The organism is Bacillus sp. FSL M7-1345 (assembly GCF_038006985.1).
In the GTDB taxonomy this organism is placed as follows: Bacteria; Bacillota; Bacilli; order Bacillales; family Bacillaceae_G; genus Bacillus_A; species Bacillus_A cereus_U.
Window position 1 is genome coordinate 1,091,244 of record NZ_JBBOWG010000001.1, and the last position, 16,673, is coordinate 1,107,916.

Below are 16,673 nucleotides of genomic sequence, written 5' to 3' on the forward strand. Positions count from 1 at the left end.
AAGACACTCAATATAAGTTTATTCACCGAATAATTACCAAAAACAGAAAAGGCGCCATATAGCACCTTTTCTATGAACTAAACGGAAACACAAGTATAATCGTCGTTCCTTTTCCGAGTTCACTATCAATGGAAATCGTTCCGTTATGGGCATGAACGAGCTGTTTTGTAATGGCGAGGCCAAGTCCAGTTCCGATGTTGCTTTCTTCTGTATTCGTTCCTCTGTAATATCGCTCGAATAGAAGCTCTTTCGTTTTATCGTCCATACCTTTTCCATCATCTGAAATAGATAGTGTAAATGAATTTGTATTTTGCGAAAGTTTTACGATTACGTTTGTTGTTTCATTATTATGTTTTACAGCGTTTGCTAATAAGTTTTCGATAATACGTTGGAACCATTTTTCTTCAATAAAATATTGGATTTTGCTTGAACTTGGCACGAATTCAATGTTTTGATTTTGTAGTGTCGGGTTATTAATAAATTGTAATAATACTTTTTGGACGAACTGATTAATTTCAACATTTACGTGTTGTGCAGGAAGAGTATCATTTTTTAATTGATATGTTAAGCTTAAGTCGTCAATTAATGTAGTCATATATTGAGATTTTTCTTTCATTACATGGCCAAATTGTTGAATGTCTTGATCAGTCCAATTATATTGCTTCGATTCTAGTAATAATGCATAGCCGTATATAGAGCTAAGCGGTGTTTTTAGATCATGCGTCAGGCCGGTAATCCACTCTTCACGTGTTTGTTGCAAAACTTTTCTCATTGCATCGTTCTTTTTCAAAGTAATAGAAAGGTGCTCTAGTGAGTTTGTAACATCTTTAAATATGCGGAACGACCATTTTTCTTTACCGGAGCGCCGGAACCGAACAGGTTTGCCTTTTTTACTAACAGGCTCTTCATATTTTCCACCAGCTATGTTTTTAAGCCAGCGCATCGTGTGTAATAGAGGCTTTCCAAACTTATTTCCATACCAAATTGAAAGAATGACTAAATAAACAAACACAATAAGGAGGATTAAGCTACATCCGATTAGAAGTTTCTTGGTAAATACATCATCTAATACATCATCTGGATAATAATGAGCGTTTGGGGCGGATACAACGACGAGATGACCGCTATTTGAATCGTAAAAACTAGATATATTTTCTTTATAATTCCACGGTTCTTTTTCATTAAGAGCCGTTTTTATAGCCGAAAATGTTTTTTTCTTCCCAGTTGGATAGGAAAAAACTTCTTCGCCATTGTTATTAAATATTTGCAGTGTTGCTTTTTCTTTAGAAAGTAATTGTTTTTCTTGTTCAGTTAATGCAAATTCATTTAATGATAAAGAAGGATGTCCTTGTTGTATCGTTTTTAGTAATGCATTACTTTTTAGTTTGGCACCGTAAATAACGAGCACTGGTTTCTTTTCTAATTTGATTTCCCAATAGTTAAGCTTATAAAGATTTTCGCTACTATTTTGTAAATATGTAAGTAAGGATGTCTTCGTGTAAGAAGTCGGAACATCGTTAGGTGTATTAAAGTTGTAAAGGGCCTTTCCATCTTCATCTACAATCTGAAGCCAATCACTCTTTTCTGTTATTAAATCTTTCACCTTAGAATTTAAAGTAATATTATTTTCTTCGGAAGAAATGTATTCGGAGATTGTAAAGGTATCATAATCAGAAATATTAGGTTCATATAAAGTACTATTAAGAAGAAAAATTAAATAAGAAAAAGAAGCAACTACTGCGATAAGTAACGTAACTAAGACAAAAACGTGTTGTAAGATAAACTGGATTATAAGTCGTTTATTAAAATTCATATCGTCACCCTACTTTGTAACGAACTTATAGCCAAGTCCACGAACCGTTTTGATGTACAATGGATTACTTGGATTTTGTTCAATTTTTTCACGTAGTTTTCGAATGTGAACCATAACAGTATTGTCATCGCCATTATAGGCTGGTGCTCCCCAAACTTTTTCGTATATTTCTTCTTTCGAAAATACGTAGTTCGGATTCTCGCAAAAGAAGAGTAGTAGTTGAAACAGTTGAGCGGAACATTCGACAACGTTCCCATCTACTGTTAGTTCCGCAGAATGTTGATCAATTTCAAATCTCCCAAATGAAATGGAGTGTGCGTTTTGTTCGTGTGGTACTGTTTGTTTCATATGTCTTCGAAGTTGTGCTTTCATACGAGCTACGACTTCTAATGGATTAAATGGCTTCGTAATATAATCATCTGCACCGTATGAAAAACCAGATATTTTATCTAAATCAGATGCCTTCGCTGATAGGAAGAAAATCGGACAATCTGTTTGTTGGCGAATAATCGGACAAATATCAAAACCAGATTGTCCAGGAAGCATGACATCTAAAATAATTAAATCGTAATTGTTTTTTTCGGTGAGAGATAAAGCTAATTCAGCTGATGTTGCAGTTGTAATATGAGAAAAACCTTCTTTTTCAAGAATGGTAGTTAGTAGTTGTAAAATTGCTGTTTCATCATCGATGAGTAATATATTTGCTTGATACATAAGAATCCCCCTTAATTTCCTCGAATATCATATCATCTTTTTGTAACATATGGAATTTTTAAGGGAAATTTAAGGTTTTCTTTCACAAAAAATTAAGAATCAAATGATATGATAAAAGTAACATAGGGGAGGAGATGAGTGTGAATCCGTTTCAAACGATGCGAGCTAGATATTTTTTAATTGTATTTGCACTATTAATTTTAGTAGCACGAAGTAGTAATGAAGTGCTAGAAAATACATTTCATATACAGAATTCATCTTTTATAAATATTCTTATATTTTATATCCTTCCAATAATATGGATTTTTTACGGATATAGAAAGCATCGTGTTTCATTTTCATTATTTATTAATAGAAACGAAACATTTAACTTGGTGCAAGTTTTGTACATCGCGATTATGCTTTGTATGTTTAGTTACGGCTATCTTATTTTGTACATGTACAGCTTTGCATGGATTACACCAGATTTTATTATGAATGCCTTGCATGAACCGATTATAGATAGTACTGGGGGATATGTATATCAATTTATTATGGTTGTATTTATCGCGCCTATTATCGGAGAATTTGTGTTTCGAGGATTTTTACTTCAGCGTTTTGCAGCAAAATGGGGTACTAGTATAGCAATGGTCGTTGTAGCACTTTTATTTGCGTGCTTACATGTTGATTTCCTTGGTGCAGTCGTGTTTAGCATCGTACTATCCATTGTATATATTCGTACGAAAAGCTTACTCATGCCAATTGCTATTCATATGTTAAACAATGCGTTTGTACTTACTTCTTCTTTTCTAGTAAGCAGAGAAAAGATAATGAGTTTTGCCGATTTTTCGAACTATACGACATTCTTTCCAGGATTAATTATTTTTATGGCAGGGTTAAACTTAGTACTCATCTTTTTATTTGTGAATCGCAAATATTGGAGTAAAGAAGTGCCTGTTATATATGAGGAGAAGGAAAAGAACTTTTCGAGTATAGTAGGGGATAAGTAAGGTAGAGAAGACGTTTGAGAAAATATTGAAGGAAATGATAGATTCCACTTCTATTAGATATAAGTACTTTTCCATCAATAATGATACAGGAAATACTGTTTTTCTTTTTAACGTGTTAGGGACATTAATAATAGTCAGCTTTATTGTAGAAGAAATGATGAAGCGTATCTTCAGACAATATGTAAAATTGAAGAGAATTATGTTAGGGCTCATAAAATGTTTGAGAAAGTAATGGGGACTTTTATTTTGTGAAAACTAAATCATCATTCATTCGAAATTTGAAAGGGGTGTATAAAATTATATGAATGAAACAATATCTTCAAATAAGTTTTTTTATTTGATTGTACTGAGTTTAGTATTGATTACGACAGTAAATGTTGTTCTTCGCTGGGAGGAAGCTTACTTTTTTATGTATTTAGCGCTCCATTTATTAGGCATTTTATGCATAACGGGCGGAGTAGTTGCTGAGAAAAAGCATGAAGAAAGTATTAATTATATGTGTGTGATGGGTCTTATTTTACTTTTAACTGTACAAGGTATTATGAAATATAGTTCTTTTTCTTTGCAAGATTTTAGTTTGTTAATAGATGTACTTCCTTAAGGCGGATTATTATAACGACGCTATTTTTTAAGGACTATGAATATATACGATATATAAAAGGCGCTTGTTTGTAAGTACATTTCTTATACTAGATTATGAGCCGAAGAAAATATTTGAAAATAGGTGAAACTCTTCTTGTAATAGAAGAGTTTTTTTATGTAAATTGAACGAGCTAGAACAATTCTCACGATTAGCTTGTTCTAATTTTGAAAGTACGAACTTACAATAATAATAGACAGGCAGCATAGAGGAGGGAATAGCGTGAGGAAAGTTATTGGGTGGTCGCTTTTTTTGTACGTTGGGTTTGCGTTATTTATATATTGGTATTTATATGGATGGAATCATGAACTCATTCCGGAGATGTATAAAGGAACGAGTGCAGATCCAGAAACTTTTATGAATGCGAAAGAGCTTACGCTAAGCCAAGATTATTCGCGCGTGAAAAATTTACTTTTCTTTTTAGCGACGCCTCTTGAATGGATTATTTTATTGTTTGTACTCGTGCTCGGTATTTCAAAAAAGTTTGAGAAATGGTCGAAGGAAACGACTAAAATAAGTGTTTTACAAGTTGCGATTTATTTCTTTTATTTATCATTACTAACAACAGTTCTTGCATTACCGATGCAATGGATTGGGCGTAAAGTGTCCGTTGATTACGGCATTTCAACGCAAAGTACACAAAGCTGGATAAAAGATCATGTCATCGGTTTTTGGGAGAGTTATGCGACTATGTTAATCGTAGTTGCGGTTCTTTTGTGGCTTATCCGTAAATTCCCGAAGAGATGGTGGTTAGCAGGATGGGCGCTCTCTGTACCATTTACAATCTTTTTAACATTCATACAGCCTGTCGTTATTGATCCGCTTTATAACGACTTCTCGACGCTGAAAAATAAAGAATTAGAAACAAAAATCTTAACGATAGCAGACAAAGCGGACATTCCTGCTAAACACGTATATGAAGTAAATATGTCAGAAAAAACGAATGCCTTAAATGCGTACGTAACAGGAATTGGCCCTAACGCCCGTATTGTAATGTGGGATACGACGCTTAAGCAATTAAAAGATAAAGAGATTTTATTTATAATGGCTCATGAAATGGGACATTACGTAATGAAACATATATATTGGGGCGTTGCGAGCTATGTCTTGCTATCGTTTATAGGTATGTATGTAATTAGTCGTATTATAAATATGTGTATTCGAAAATGGGGAGATACACTGCAAATTCCAAAATTAGCGTGTTTCTCAATTTTACCTTTATTTTTCTTAATTTCCTCTTTATTATCTTTTGCATCACAACCAGCAACAAACTATGTTTCACGTATAGAAGAACGCGCGGCAGATCAATATGCTTTAGATATGACGAAAGATGGGAAATCAGGTGTGAAAACATTTCAATATTTATCAAAAACAAGTTTAAGTCAAGTGAATCCGCCTGCATTAGTAAAATTCTTCTTATACACGCACCCACCAATTTTTGAAAGAATTCATACGTTTGAACAATATGAAAAACAAAAGAAGCAGTAGTTTACTGCTTCTTTTTATTATGGAATATTCGAGTTTTGGAAGATTATAGTGTATAATTCGTAGAATATTCAGTGAAAAGTTTAGGAGGTTAATATTTTGTTTCATTCAAAATCAATGCCGGCAATAAAAATGATACTATCGATGTCTATTTTCGGATCGATTGGATTTTTTTCAGTACAAACAGGTTTACCTTCCTTTGAATTAGTGTTTATTCGCTGTATTTGTGCGACTGTATTTTTAACATTATGTTGGTTCGTAACAGGGCAATATAAAAATGAGAAATGGAACAAAAAAGAAATGATACAAATATTAGCTTGTGGTGTATTTCTCGTTTTTAACTGGGTATTTTTATTTAAAGCATTTGAAGTCATGTCGATTACAATTGCGATTTCTGTCTATCATCTTGCTCCAATCATCGTATTAATGATTGGCAGTATCGTATTTAAAGAGAGGCTAACAGTATTTGCGGTTATATCGATCGTTATTTGTTTTATCGGTACAGTTTTAGTAGCTGGTGTAGATGGAAGTGTGTCGTTAGAAAAGCTAATGTCATCTGGAATGGTGTGGGCACTTCTTGCAGCTTTATTTTATGCTTTTACAACGTTGCTAGGAAAAGGAATTAAGCATACGAGTGCATATGCGATGACATTTGTACAAACATTTTTAGGTATATTTTTATTATTACCATTTATAGATTTCGGGAAATTTCAAGGATTAACAGAGATGAACTGGATGATGATCACAGCGACAGGTCTTATACATACTGGGTTTGTATATTACTTATTTTTTGACAGTTTAAGAGATTTATCGACGAGACTTATTTCTATATTAGTATTTTTAGATCCTGCGGTTGCAATACTATTAGATACAGTCTTTACCGGATTTAGACCGACTAGTATGCAAATAGTAGGGATTGTGCTTATATTCGTAGGGATGGCAATAACTTTTCGCAAGGGAACAGAGAAGGAACTATCGGTGAAGGAAAGTGCTATTTCTTAACAATAGAGAATGAGTGTAGAGGATATCTTTGCTTCATATAGAATTGAAAAAGACGCAAATATATATTATTTGCGTCTTTTTGTGGCAATAAAGTGAAATTTAAAAATGCGAAGGAGTTCACAAAGAGATTGTAGAATATTTTATTATATAACACCTAAGATGTGACAACTTCCTTTTGAAAAAGAAAGAAGGAGGTATAAAGCAGAAAGGTAGTCAAAATGTTTCTTTTAGAAGATGTGCATTTTATCTTACATTCACCAACAAATTAGTACTCCTGAAACAATGAAGTTCAATGCTTCGTATTATCTATTATTTTTCTATTTAACATACAATAGAAATAGGGAGAGAGGACAATGAAGAAAAAAATATTGGGTGTAATGATGATTGCGACAATGGTAGGAGGTATATTTGCAGGAACGAATGTGGCGCCTGTAAAAGCGGAAGAGTATCCGGAAATGATTGTATTTGATGATGTCCCATACGGATTTTGGGCATATGATGCTATTTTAGATTTAGCTTATAATAAAATTATAGTTGGGTATGGAAATGGAAAGTATGGTGTTGGAGATCTTACAACACGTGAGCAAGTAGCTGGGGTTATTTACAAAACACTTGAAATGAAAGAAGAAGGGGCAGTAGCAAATCCATACAAAGATATTTCTGAAAGTTCAACTAATTTTCAAAAGGAAATTTTAGCGTTAACAAAACGTGGTGTTTTTAAAGGTGATGAAAACGGGAACTTTAGACCGAAAGCACCAATTTCTCGAGCTGAAATGGCAGTAGTACTTCAAAAAGCATTTACTTTCGAAGCAAAACAAAAGCAGACATTTAAAGATGTACCAAAAGGTCATTGGGCAGAAGAGGCAATTAGTGCACTGCAATCTAATCAGGTTGTTACAGGAACTGGAAAAGGTATGTATGAATTAAATCGCTTCGTGCCTAGAGAACAATATGCTCAGTTTATAAACAATGCGCTTATTAATTATCATTTGAAAGAGGATTGGAAATAGAGTGAGAAAGCACAAATAGAAATATTTGTGCTTTTTTTGTTCGTTTACAAAAGAATTATTATACGTTTTTATGTATGTTTATCACTGTACATAAGCTTGATAATCAACCTCGTAAAAAAGAAATGATGTGTAATATGATTCACAAAACTGTCACGAAATATGTCGAAAATCATGTTGTCACTATACCATTTGTTCTGTATATTTTTTAAAAAACATATACATATTAGGGAGATAATTTGATGAGCAAAAAATTATTAAAAACAGCTACAGCATTAACAATTATGGGTGGGGTATTATTCTCAGCAGAGAGTAATAATGTAAAAGCGGAAAGTGCACCGCTACAAAATACAAATACAATTGTGTTTAAAGATGTACCAATAGGACATTGGTCATATGAGGCGATTCATAATTTAGCGGCACAAGAAATTATTTTTGGATATGGAGATGGGGTGTTCGGTTTTGGGGATGATGTAACACGTGAGCAAGTGGCAGCTTTAATTTATCGTGTGTTTGATATAGAAGAACAAGATGAATATGAGAACCCATATGGGGATATCGATGAAAATTCGACAGACTTTATCGAGGAAATATTAGCTTTAACAGAAATGGAAATTTTCATGGGGGATGAGCATGGAAACTTTAGACCGAAAGCGACGTTAACGCGTGCGGAAATGGCACAAGTTCTTACGAATGCTTTTGACTTACAGGCAAAGGGATCTCATACTTTTAATGATGTTTCAGCAGATTCATGGGCAAAAAATGCAATTAGTGCAATAAAAACAAATGATATTACAGTGGGAATCGGAGAAAATAAATTTGGTCCGTCCATGAAAGTAACAAGAGAACAATACGCACAGTTTTTATATAAAGCAATGTTGAATGATATGACACAGCAATAAAAAAAATACGTAAAGGCCGTTGTTGTATAACAGTGGCCTTTTTTGCGTGAAATAAAGTGCAAAAGAAAGGAGTTGTAAAAAAATCATTAAATTTTCAAAAAAAACTTCCTTTTCTGAAGATTTGTTATATAATATAAAACATAAAATCAAATCTGTTATAAGACAGTTTAAGAAGGGGATGCTAATATGTCGACGCAAACTTCACGGGTTACACTCGTTGGAGAAATGTTACCAGCGTACAACGAAATATTGACACCTGAGGCGCTTAGTTTTTTAAAGGAATTACATGAAAATTTCAATGAACGCCGCACGGAACTTTTACAAAAGCGTGTGGAGAAACAAAAAAGAATTGATGCAGGGGAGTTTCCTAAGTTTTTAGAAGAAACAAAGCATATACGTGAAGGGGATTGGACAATCGCTGAGCTTCCGAAAGATTTAGAGGATCGCCGCGTGGAGATTACTGGGCCGGTGGATAGAAAGATGGTCATTAACGCTTTAAATTCAGGAGCACATCTTTTTATGGCAGACTTTGAAGATTCGAATGCACCAACTTGGAGAAATGCTGTCGAAGGTCAAATTAACTTACGAGATGCGAGTAAGGGAACGATTTCACATAAAAATGAAAACGGAAAAGAATATCGTTTAAATAGTAAAACAGCTGTATTAATTGTGCGTCCGAGAGGGTGGCATTTAGAAGAAAAACATATGCAAGTTGACGGCAAGAACATGTCTGGCAGTTTAGTAGATTTTGGCTTGTACTTTTTCCATAATGCGAAGGTGCTTTTAGCAAAAGGAAGTGGCCCGTACTTTTACTTACCGAAAATGGAAAGTTACTTAGAGGCAAGATTATGGAATGATGTTTTCGTATTTGCTCAAAAGTATATCGGCATTCCGAATGGAACGATTAAAGCGACTGTGTTAATAGAAACGATTCACGCTTCATTTGAAATGGATGAAATTCTGTATGAACTAAGAGATCATTCTGCTGGTTTAAACTGCGGGCGATGGGATTATATATTTAGTTTCTTAAAGAGTTTCCGTAATCATAATACTTTTTTACTTCCGGATAGAGCGCAAGTCACGATGACAGCGCCGTTTATGCGCACGTATTCTTTGAAAGTTATTCAAACGTGTCATCGTCGTAACGCGCCAGCAATCGGAGGAATGGCAGCGCAAATTCCAATTAAAAATGATCCAGAAGCAAATGAGGCGGCTTTCGAGAAAGTGCGTGCTGATAAGGAGCGCGAAGCTTTAGACGGTCATGACGGGACTTGGGTTGCCCACCCGGGACTTGTACCGGTTGCAATGGAAGTATTTAATCACATAATGAAAACGCCAAATCAAATTTTTAGAAAGCGTGAAGAAATACGTGTAACAGAAAAGGATTTATTAGAAGTACCGATGGGAACGATTACAGAAGGTGGTCTTCGCACAAATATTAATGTCGGTATTCAATATATTGCATCTTGGTTAAGCGGGAGAGGAGCAGCTCCTATTTATAACTTAATGGAAGATGCGGCAACAGCGGAAATATCAAGAGCACAAGTATGGCAGTGGATTCGTCATGAGGGCGGGAAGCTAAGTGATGGCCGTAATATCACTTTTAAATTGATGGAAGAATTGAAAGAAGAAGAACTAGCAAAAATAGAAAGTGAGATTGGTAAGGAAGCGTTTAAGAAAGGGAGATTTGAAGAAGCTACAAAACTGTTTACAAACCTTGTTCGTAATAACGAGTTCATGCCGTTTTTAACATTACCTGGTTATGAAATTTTATAAGAAACAAGAAAAGGGGATGGAACATATGAAAAACGAAAGAATTGATAAATTGCAGGAAAGCTGGGAATTAGATACGCGCTGGAAAGGAATCACACGTCCATATACAGCTGAAGATGTAATTCGTCTGCGTGGATCGATTGATATTGAACATACGTTAGCGCGCTGCGGTGCAGAGAAGCTTTGGAAATCACTTCATACCGAAGATTATATTAATGCACTTGGGGCATTAACAGGAAACCAAGCGATGCAACAAGTGAAGGCTGGATTAAAAGCAATTTATTTAAGCGGTTGGCAAGTAGCGGCAGATGCGAATCTTTCTGGACATATGTATCCTGATCAAAGCTTATACCCAGCGAACAGTGTGCCGGCTGTTGTAAAACGAATTAACCAAACACTTCAACGTGCTGATCAAATTCAGCATATGGAAGGAAGCGGTGATACAGATTATTTCGTACCGATTGTGGCAGATGCTGAAGCTGGTTTTGGTGGACAGTTAAACGTATTTGAACTAATGAAAGGGATGATTGAAGCGGGTGCATCTGGCGTGCACTTTGAAGACCAATTATCTTCAGAGAAAAAATGCGGGCATTTAGGCGGAAAAGTATTATTACCGACACAAACAGCGGTGCGTAATTTAATTTCGGCACGTCTTGCTGCTGATGTAATGGGTGTACCAACAATTATCGTCGCAAGAACAGATGCAGATGCTGCAGATTTAATTACGAGCGATATCGATCCAGTTGATCAAGAGTTTATTACAGGTAAAAGAACGCCAGAAGGGTTTTATCGTACGAAAGCAGGTCTTGATCAAGCAATTGCACGTGGTTTAGCGTATGCGCCGTATGCAGATCTCGTTTGGTGTGAAACATCGGAGCCAAATTTAGAAGATGCAAAACGCTTTGCGGACGCAATTCATAAGAAATATCCAGGGAAGCTACTCGCTTACAACTGTTCCCCTTCATTTAACTGGAAACAAAAGTTAGATGAAAAAACGATTGCAAGCTTCCAAAAAGAAATTGCATCATACGGTTATAAATTCCAGTTCGTAACGCTTGCTGGATTCCATTCATTAAATTACGGCATGTTTGAATTAGCGCGTGGTTATAAAGAGCGCGGTATGGCAGCGTACTCTGAATTACAACAAGCAGAGTTCGCAGCAGAAAAAGATGGTTACTCTGCAACGCGCCATCAACGCGAAGTAGGAACAGGATACTTTGATGAAGTAGCACAAGTAATTACGGGCGGTACTTCATCAACGACTGCTTTAAAAGGATCTACGGAAGAAGAACAGTTTACGAAATAAAGGTATAAGTAGGTGCCCCCAAAATATTTTTGGGGCACCTTTCTTATTTATTATTACGTCGCTGACATTGTTAAACTTTGTCGGAAAGTTGATGGAATTTTATTTGTCGTCGTATTATGGGACGTTCACTTCTATTTAAAATATCCAATCCAATATAGTGAATATACCAATAATAGCAGTAAAAAGAAGGAATGCGAATAATGCTAGACAGCCCCATGTAAATAGTTTGTCTTTCCATGTTTCTTCATAATCATCAATTAGTTCTTCTACCACTTTTTTCTGCAATGGCTGTAAAGGATGTTCGGTGTATAGTCCTGTAATAATGTTATGATTTCCTTTGAATTTTAAAGCACGTACAATATGATAAGAGTCGTTTCCCATCGATTGTTCAAATTGTAGACATGCCGCGTGCATAACATCTGTTTTCTCTTTTTCAAGATACCAATACCGTCCAGCCATTTCTGGGTATTGTAATGTAAAGTAAATATCACCGAGCTTTTTTCTAAGTGCTAATTCATTCGGATAAGTAGCGATTAATCCGTGTAATCTATCTCTTGCTTTTCCAAGGTTATTATTTTCAATATCTTTTTCAATTCTCTTTAATGTTTTTTCAGGGATTATTTCTGTCATATACTCCTCCTTATTAGAATAGGTGTGGTTATCTTGTATAAGAAATACTAAAATTTAGAAATTTTATTTTTAAAAAGGATTGTACATTCTATTTTAAATATGCTATGATAATACCAGTTGAATAATTAAATTAAGCAATCCATATATTATCAAATGCCGAAAACAAACGGGGAAAAGTATGTGAGAACTAGTTTATGTTTCGAATTTGATAATGTGTGGATTCTTTTTTTATACATGAAGACTAAATAAAATGTATTTTCGTAGGAGGAAATAATTATGACAGTTACAGGACAAGTAAAATGGTTTAACAACGAAAAAGGCTTCGGTTTCATCGAAGTTCCAGGCGAAAACGATGTATTCGTACATTTCTCTGCAATCGAAACTGAAGGTTTCAAATCTTTAGAAGAAGGCCAAAAAGTTAGCTTCGAAATCGAAGAAGGCAACCGTGGACCTCAAGCTAAAAACGTAATCAAACTATAATTTTATAGTTTATTATAGAAAAAAGGATGGCTTATGCCATCCTTTTTTTTGTTGAATATGAAGAATAATGAACTGGATAATCAGTATGTAAAAAGGCTTTCCGTAAAGGAAGGCCTTTTAGTGTTCTTTCACAGCTTTTTTCTTTTCACGTTTCTTACATTCTGGACATTTAGATTTACGAAAAGGCTTCGCGAAGAACAGTAAAATAAAAAATAAACCGAATATAATACTCGCTGAATTTTTTACGATAACAATGCTACTATTTTTCATTTGAATTGTTGGATGATCTTGTTTTTCTTCCATGAGAGACCTCCGTATATTTGATTTATCCCGCTATTTGCCGGGCAGTAAAACTCCCACCTCAAAATTCAGGTGGAGCAAAGAAGTTAGGTGGAAGCCCTGCTGCCCGTAAAAGCCCGATTGGTGAGGGCTGATTAAAGTTTCACTTTATATTTTAATTATAGCAAAATTAATTACTGTAATTATATGGAAAACACAATGTGTTAAACATATTACAAATAATATAAATTCTTTTTTCGTATATAGAATCCTCTTTTTATATAATTCACTTCTTTATTATTCTTATATTATTATTAATTGATTTGTAGTGTGGTTGATTTATTATAAGTATTTGTAAAGAATCGTAGAATGTAAACCATTTCCTTTTCGTAGATGCTACTATAAAAGGGAAATGAAGAAGGGAAATTAAATAGCGATCGAAAATTTTAAAAAGAGAGGTGAAAAATCTGTTACTAACAAAAGAGTGAATATAGATAAAAATATTCTTAGCGTGCAAAAACTACATATTCTAAGGATATACATTTGTCTATATTTTTAGTAGCAGATAGTAGACTATGGAAAGTAAAGTAGAACGTTATGTCGAAAACTATGTTATAAGCAAAAATACAATGGCCTTACTTCCTGTTGTTCTAGGGGAAAAGAAAGTTGTTACGCGAATTATTGAAATGGAAGATTCTTTTTTCGTATTTCAAAAGCCTCTTGATATTATAGAGAGAAGTTGCCGGAAACATGGTTCTAGTTTCTTTGGAAGAAAAGAAGGAACGAAGGAGTTAACTCGTATTACACATAAAGCTCCTATCGCAATTAGCCCGACAGATCAACTTTATTTTTTCCCTACGTATTCTTATTCTCGAAAAGAGTGTGCGTGGTTGTCTCATTTTCATATTGAAGGTAATAAAGAATTAAAAGATGGAAATCTTATTATTAGATTTATAAATGGTTTCGCTGTGAAACTAGAAATGTCAAAAAGTAGCTTTGAAAATCAGCAAAATCGTACAGCGAAATTGCGGACAGAATATGAAGATCGTAAGAAAAAACAAGGGAATCCTTGCTTTAAAGAGATTGATAAAAATGAAGAATCTAAATTAACACCAGCATATGAGAAAGTGTATTTTGTGAAGGAAGGCGAAGTGTAAGAGGGAAAGGATGGGGAGACTCATCCTTTTTGATTTCGTTATATATACTATTTACACGGTAAGATTCATAAATAAAACAAGGTTAATTTCCTGAATTTTCGTTCTCTAATAACTTAAGATAATATACAATTACAATATAAGGGTTATTTTCCTAAATATACTTAATGTAGTGTGATTATATATCATTTTATATTCGCGGTATACAGGATAGTTCTTTCCTTATTATATAAAAAAGGAGGTTGGTATTTTGCAAAGAAACATTTTATTTTGGTCGCAATATATCCTTGTTTTGCCTATATTGTTTATTACATTTATATTTACTGGAGTCGTTGGTAGTCAGTTAATGATAAGTGATGCTAAAGAGAATTTTGTTTTTACGCCTCAAAGTGTAACAGATTATAGTCGAATTTATGAAATTGATAAATTGCTATTTTCTTTTTCAATTCAACCGTTTGTCACTATAGTTTTTCTACTGTTGATAGTATACTTATTGACACTTATTGTCTTTCAAATTATTGAATGTAAGAAGCAAAGAAAGGTATTACATAGCGTTCAATATATGATTCTGATACCGATTTTTCTTTATTTGTGGCTAGGGATGATGCAATTTTCTGCAGTTGATTTAGCCTGGATTGATAATTGGAAAGACTACCTTATATTCACTCCTACTACTATAACGAGTGAGCAAGATATATATATGATCGATCGTTTTCTATACAAATTTCGAATTTTTCCTATTCAGAGTACAGTATTAATACTATCTTTCTTATATCTATTAATACTTATCATGATTGATAGTATACGTTTGCTAAAAAAGTTACGTGTAAGAACTGGTCATTAAAAAAGGTGAATTGTTTGAATGTACAACAATTATCAGTCACTACTCATTTCTATATAGGTAGAAATAACCTTACGCGCAGTAAGGTTATTTTTTGAAAAATATTGATTATCACTTTCTATGTATTCTTCTTTTTCATAATATGTAACCGTTAAGTAATAATTTAGGTATAGTATCTAAATTAACTTCAAATCCTGTCGAATATTGATAGATTATCATAGCATAATAATGAAGGAATTCTAACGAAAGATATGGAAGCTTTAATAAATGCATCTCCATATGTCGTATCTACCATTTCCTCTTTCATTTAAGCAATGATACAGTAGAGGTAGTAATTAGAGTAAAGGGGTAAAGTGTAGAATGGATTTTCAAACGATCAAAGAATATTTTTCACCAGAAAATATGGATCATATTGTTGAAAGTTATCGTGCGTTCGGACCGCTTCTCGGTATTGGCTTACCGATGATAGAGGCGCTTATTCCGGCATTGCCACTCATTGTTTTTGTGTTGGCGAATGCTGTTGCATTTGGCTTTTGGTTCGGTTTTCTTTATTCATGGCTTGGGTCAGTAATTGGTGCAATGCTTGTATTTTTCATTATTCGCAGCTTTGGACGAAGTCGTTTCTTTTCTTTTGTAAATAAGCATGAGAGAGTACGAAAAGCGATGGGATGGATTGAAAGAAAAGGATTCGCGCCAATCTTTGTTATATTTTGTTTTCCGTTTACACCATCTGCGCTTATAAACGTTGTAGCTGGTTTGTCTCGCGTTAGCGTAAAACAGTTTGGACTAGCATTAGCATTCGGAAAGCTTGTGATGATCTTTATTTTAACTTATATCGGTCATGATTTAGTGTCATTTATTCATAAGCCGGTGAAATCGGTTATTGTTGGCGTTGTTATTTTTATTTTATGGTATGTCGGTAAAAAAATTGAAGTAAAGTTAGAACTACATTAGGAAAAGTCTTCTTTGTAAAGAAAAGCTTCATTATTAAAGGGCGAGGGGAGAAGCGAATGAAGAAAACTTTGAAAAAAGAAGGGCTAGAGTGGATAAGAACAATTTTAATTGGTGTACTATTAGCTGTATTTTTTCGAACGTTTTTCTTTTCAACGTACGTTGTAGAGGGGAAGTCAATGATGCCGACATTGCAAGATGGAAATATGCTCGTTGTGAATAAGGTGAGTTATCAAGTAGGGGACTTGAATCGATTTGATGTTGTCGTTTTTCATGCGAATAAAAAAGAGGACTATGTAAAGCGAATTGTCGGTTTACCTGGGGATCATATCGAATATAAGCAGGATAAACTATATATAAACGGACAATTCGTGGAGGAACCTTATTTAGAGACGTATAAGAAAGAGACAAATGGACGGCAATTAACAGGTGATTTTAAACTAGAAGAGTTAACGAAAGAAAAGTTTGTACCACCTGGTTCTATTTTTGTAGTTGGTGACAACCGCCTTGGTAGCTGGGATAGTAGGCACTTCGGTTTTGTAAAAGCTGATACAGTTGTCGGTAAAGTTGATTTGCGATATTGGCCGATTCGAGAGGTGCAAACGAATTTTTCAAAAGGCTGATATAATAAAATGAAGTATAAGGAAAAGACAAACAGCTCAGTTTGTCTTTTTTCGTGTCCTATAATACAATTATGGTAGCAAACT

At 34.2% G+C, this 16,673-nt stretch carries 17 protein-coding genes and 2 pseudogenes; 15 read left to right on the top strand and 4 right to left on the bottom strand.

Annotation, left to right across the window (positions count from 1 at the left end):
* Nucleotides 1-70: 70 nt before the first annotated feature.
* Both MHB76_RS05645 and MHB76_RS05650 read right to left on the bottom strand, forming a co-directional pair.
* Nucleotides 71-1,813, bottom strand: a complete 1,743-nt coding sequence (locus MHB76_RS05645) for an ATP-binding protein (RefSeq protein WP_199710051.1) — start codon at nucleotides 1,811-1,813, stop codon at nucleotides 71-73.
* A 9-nt stretch (nucleotides 1,814-1,822) separates the two neighbouring features.
* Entirely contained in the window at nucleotides 1,823-2,527 is a 705-nt protein-coding gene (locus tag MHB76_RS05650; protein ID WP_002158935.1) for a response regulator transcription factor, read from the bottom strand.
* Nucleotides 2,528-2,667: 140 nt separating this feature from the next.
* On the opposite strand from MHB76_RS05650, the gene MHB76_RS05655 reads away from it, so the two are divergent.
* The 9 genes and pseudogenes from MHB76_RS05655 (at nucleotide 2,668) to aceA (ending at nucleotide 11,631) form a co-directional block, all read left to right on the top strand.
* Entirely contained in the window at nucleotides 2,668-3,516 is an 849-nt protein-coding gene (locus MHB76_RS05655; protein WP_078173338.1) for a CPBP family intramembrane glutamic endopeptidase, read from the top strand.
* 34 nt (nucleotides 3,517-3,550) lie between these two features.
* Nucleotides 3,551-3,768 (top strand): annotated as a pseudogene (locus MHB76_RS05660) (malate synthase).
* Between the two features lie 49 nt (nucleotides 3,769-3,817).
* Nucleotides 3,818-4,117, top strand: a complete 300-nt coding sequence (locus MHB76_RS05665) for a hypothetical protein (RefSeq protein WP_001006056.1) — start codon at nucleotides 3,818-3,820, stop codon at nucleotides 4,115-4,117.
* A gap of 261 nt (nucleotides 4,118-4,378) precedes the next feature.
* A complete protein-coding gene (locus MHB76_RS05670) occupies nucleotides 4,379-5,644 on the top strand; it encodes a M48 family metallopeptidase (RefSeq protein ID WP_016104140.1) in 1,266 nt (421 codons plus the stop codon).
* Nucleotides 5,645-5,740: 96 nt separating this feature from the next.
* Nucleotides 5,741-6,643, top strand: a complete 903-nt coding sequence (locus tag MHB76_RS05675; protein ID WP_078173337.1) for a DMT family transporter — start codon at nucleotides 5,741-5,743, stop codon at nucleotides 6,641-6,643.
* A gap of 353 nt (nucleotides 6,644-6,996) precedes the next feature.
* Entirely contained in the window at nucleotides 6,997-7,653 is a 657-nt protein-coding gene (locus MHB76_RS05680) for an S-layer homology domain-containing protein (protein ID WP_078173336.1), read from the top strand.
* A gap of 239 nt (nucleotides 7,654-7,892) precedes the next feature.
* Nucleotides 7,893-8,552, top strand: coding sequence for an S-layer homology domain-containing protein (locus MHB76_RS05685; protein ID WP_016104143.1), 660 nt, complete (start codon nucleotides 7,893-7,895; stop codon nucleotides 8,550-8,552).
* A gap of 186 nt (nucleotides 8,553-8,738) precedes the next feature.
* Nucleotides 8,739-10,328: a malate synthase A gene (gene aceB, locus MHB76_RS05690; protein WP_078173335.1), complete on the top strand. Its 1,590-nt coding sequence runs from the start codon at nucleotides 8,739-8,741 to the stop codon at nucleotides 10,326-10,328.
* Nucleotides 10,329-10,353: 25 nt separating this feature from the next.
* Nucleotides 10,354-11,631 carry an isocitrate lyase gene (gene aceA / locus MHB76_RS05695; RefSeq protein WP_078173334.1) on the top strand — a complete coding sequence of 426 codons (1,278 nt, stop codon included), beginning with the start codon at nucleotides 10,354-10,356 and terminating at the stop codon, nucleotides 11,629-11,631.
* 135 nt (nucleotides 11,632-11,766) lie between these two features.
* On the opposite strand, the gene MHB76_RS05700 is transcribed toward aceA, so the two are convergent.
* Entirely contained in the window at nucleotides 11,767-12,261 is a 495-nt protein-coding gene (locus MHB76_RS05700; protein WP_078173333.1) for a DUF6584 family protein, read from the bottom strand.
* Nucleotides 12,262-12,537: 276 nt separating this feature from the next.
* Between MHB76_RS05700 and cspA the strand changes: the two genes are divergently transcribed.
* Entirely contained in the window at nucleotides 12,538-12,741 is a 204-nt protein-coding gene (cspA, locus tag MHB76_RS05705) for an RNA chaperone/antiterminator CspA (RefSeq protein WP_000218989.1), read from the top strand.
* Between the two features lie 117 nt (nucleotides 12,742-12,858).
* Here cspA and MHB76_RS05710 read toward each other — a convergent pair whose 3' ends face one another.
* Complete coding sequence (locus MHB76_RS05710; RefSeq protein WP_002011281.1) at nucleotides 12,859-13,044, bottom strand: hypothetical protein; 186 nt, start codon at nucleotides 13,042-13,044, stop codon at nucleotides 12,859-12,861.
* A 415-nt stretch (nucleotides 13,045-13,459) separates the two neighbouring features.
* Between MHB76_RS05710 and MHB76_RS05715 the strand changes: the two are divergent.
* From MHB76_RS05715 to lepB, 5 genes and pseudogenes are all read left to right on the top strand, one after another.
* A pseudogene (locus MHB76_RS05715) lies at nucleotides 13,460-13,546 on the top strand (RNA-guided endonuclease TnpB family protein); the annotation flags it as partial.
* Between the two features lie 49 nt (nucleotides 13,547-13,595).
* Nucleotides 13,596-14,177, top strand: coding sequence for a competence protein ComK (locus MHB76_RS05720; protein WP_002158927.1), 582 nt, complete (start codon nucleotides 13,596-13,598; stop codon nucleotides 14,175-14,177).
* A 244-nt stretch (nucleotides 14,178-14,421) separates the two neighbouring features.
* Nucleotides 14,422-15,018, top strand: a complete 597-nt coding sequence (locus MHB76_RS05725) for a DUF4306 domain-containing protein (protein ID WP_340988131.1) — start codon at nucleotides 14,422-14,424, stop codon at nucleotides 15,016-15,018.
* A 357-nt stretch (nucleotides 15,019-15,375) separates the two neighbouring features.
* Complete coding sequence (locus MHB76_RS05730; protein WP_002158925.1) at nucleotides 15,376-15,969, top strand: TVP38/TMEM64 family protein; 594 nt, start codon at nucleotides 15,376-15,378, stop codon at nucleotides 15,967-15,969.
* 56 nt (nucleotides 15,970-16,025) lie between these two features.
* Nucleotides 16,026-16,589 (top strand): signal peptidase I, encoded by a 564-nt coding sequence (lepB, locus tag MHB76_RS05735; RefSeq protein WP_016104147.1) that lies wholly within the window; start codon nucleotides 16,026-16,028, stop codon nucleotides 16,587-16,589.
* Nucleotides 16,590-16,673: the final 84 nt, after the last annotated feature.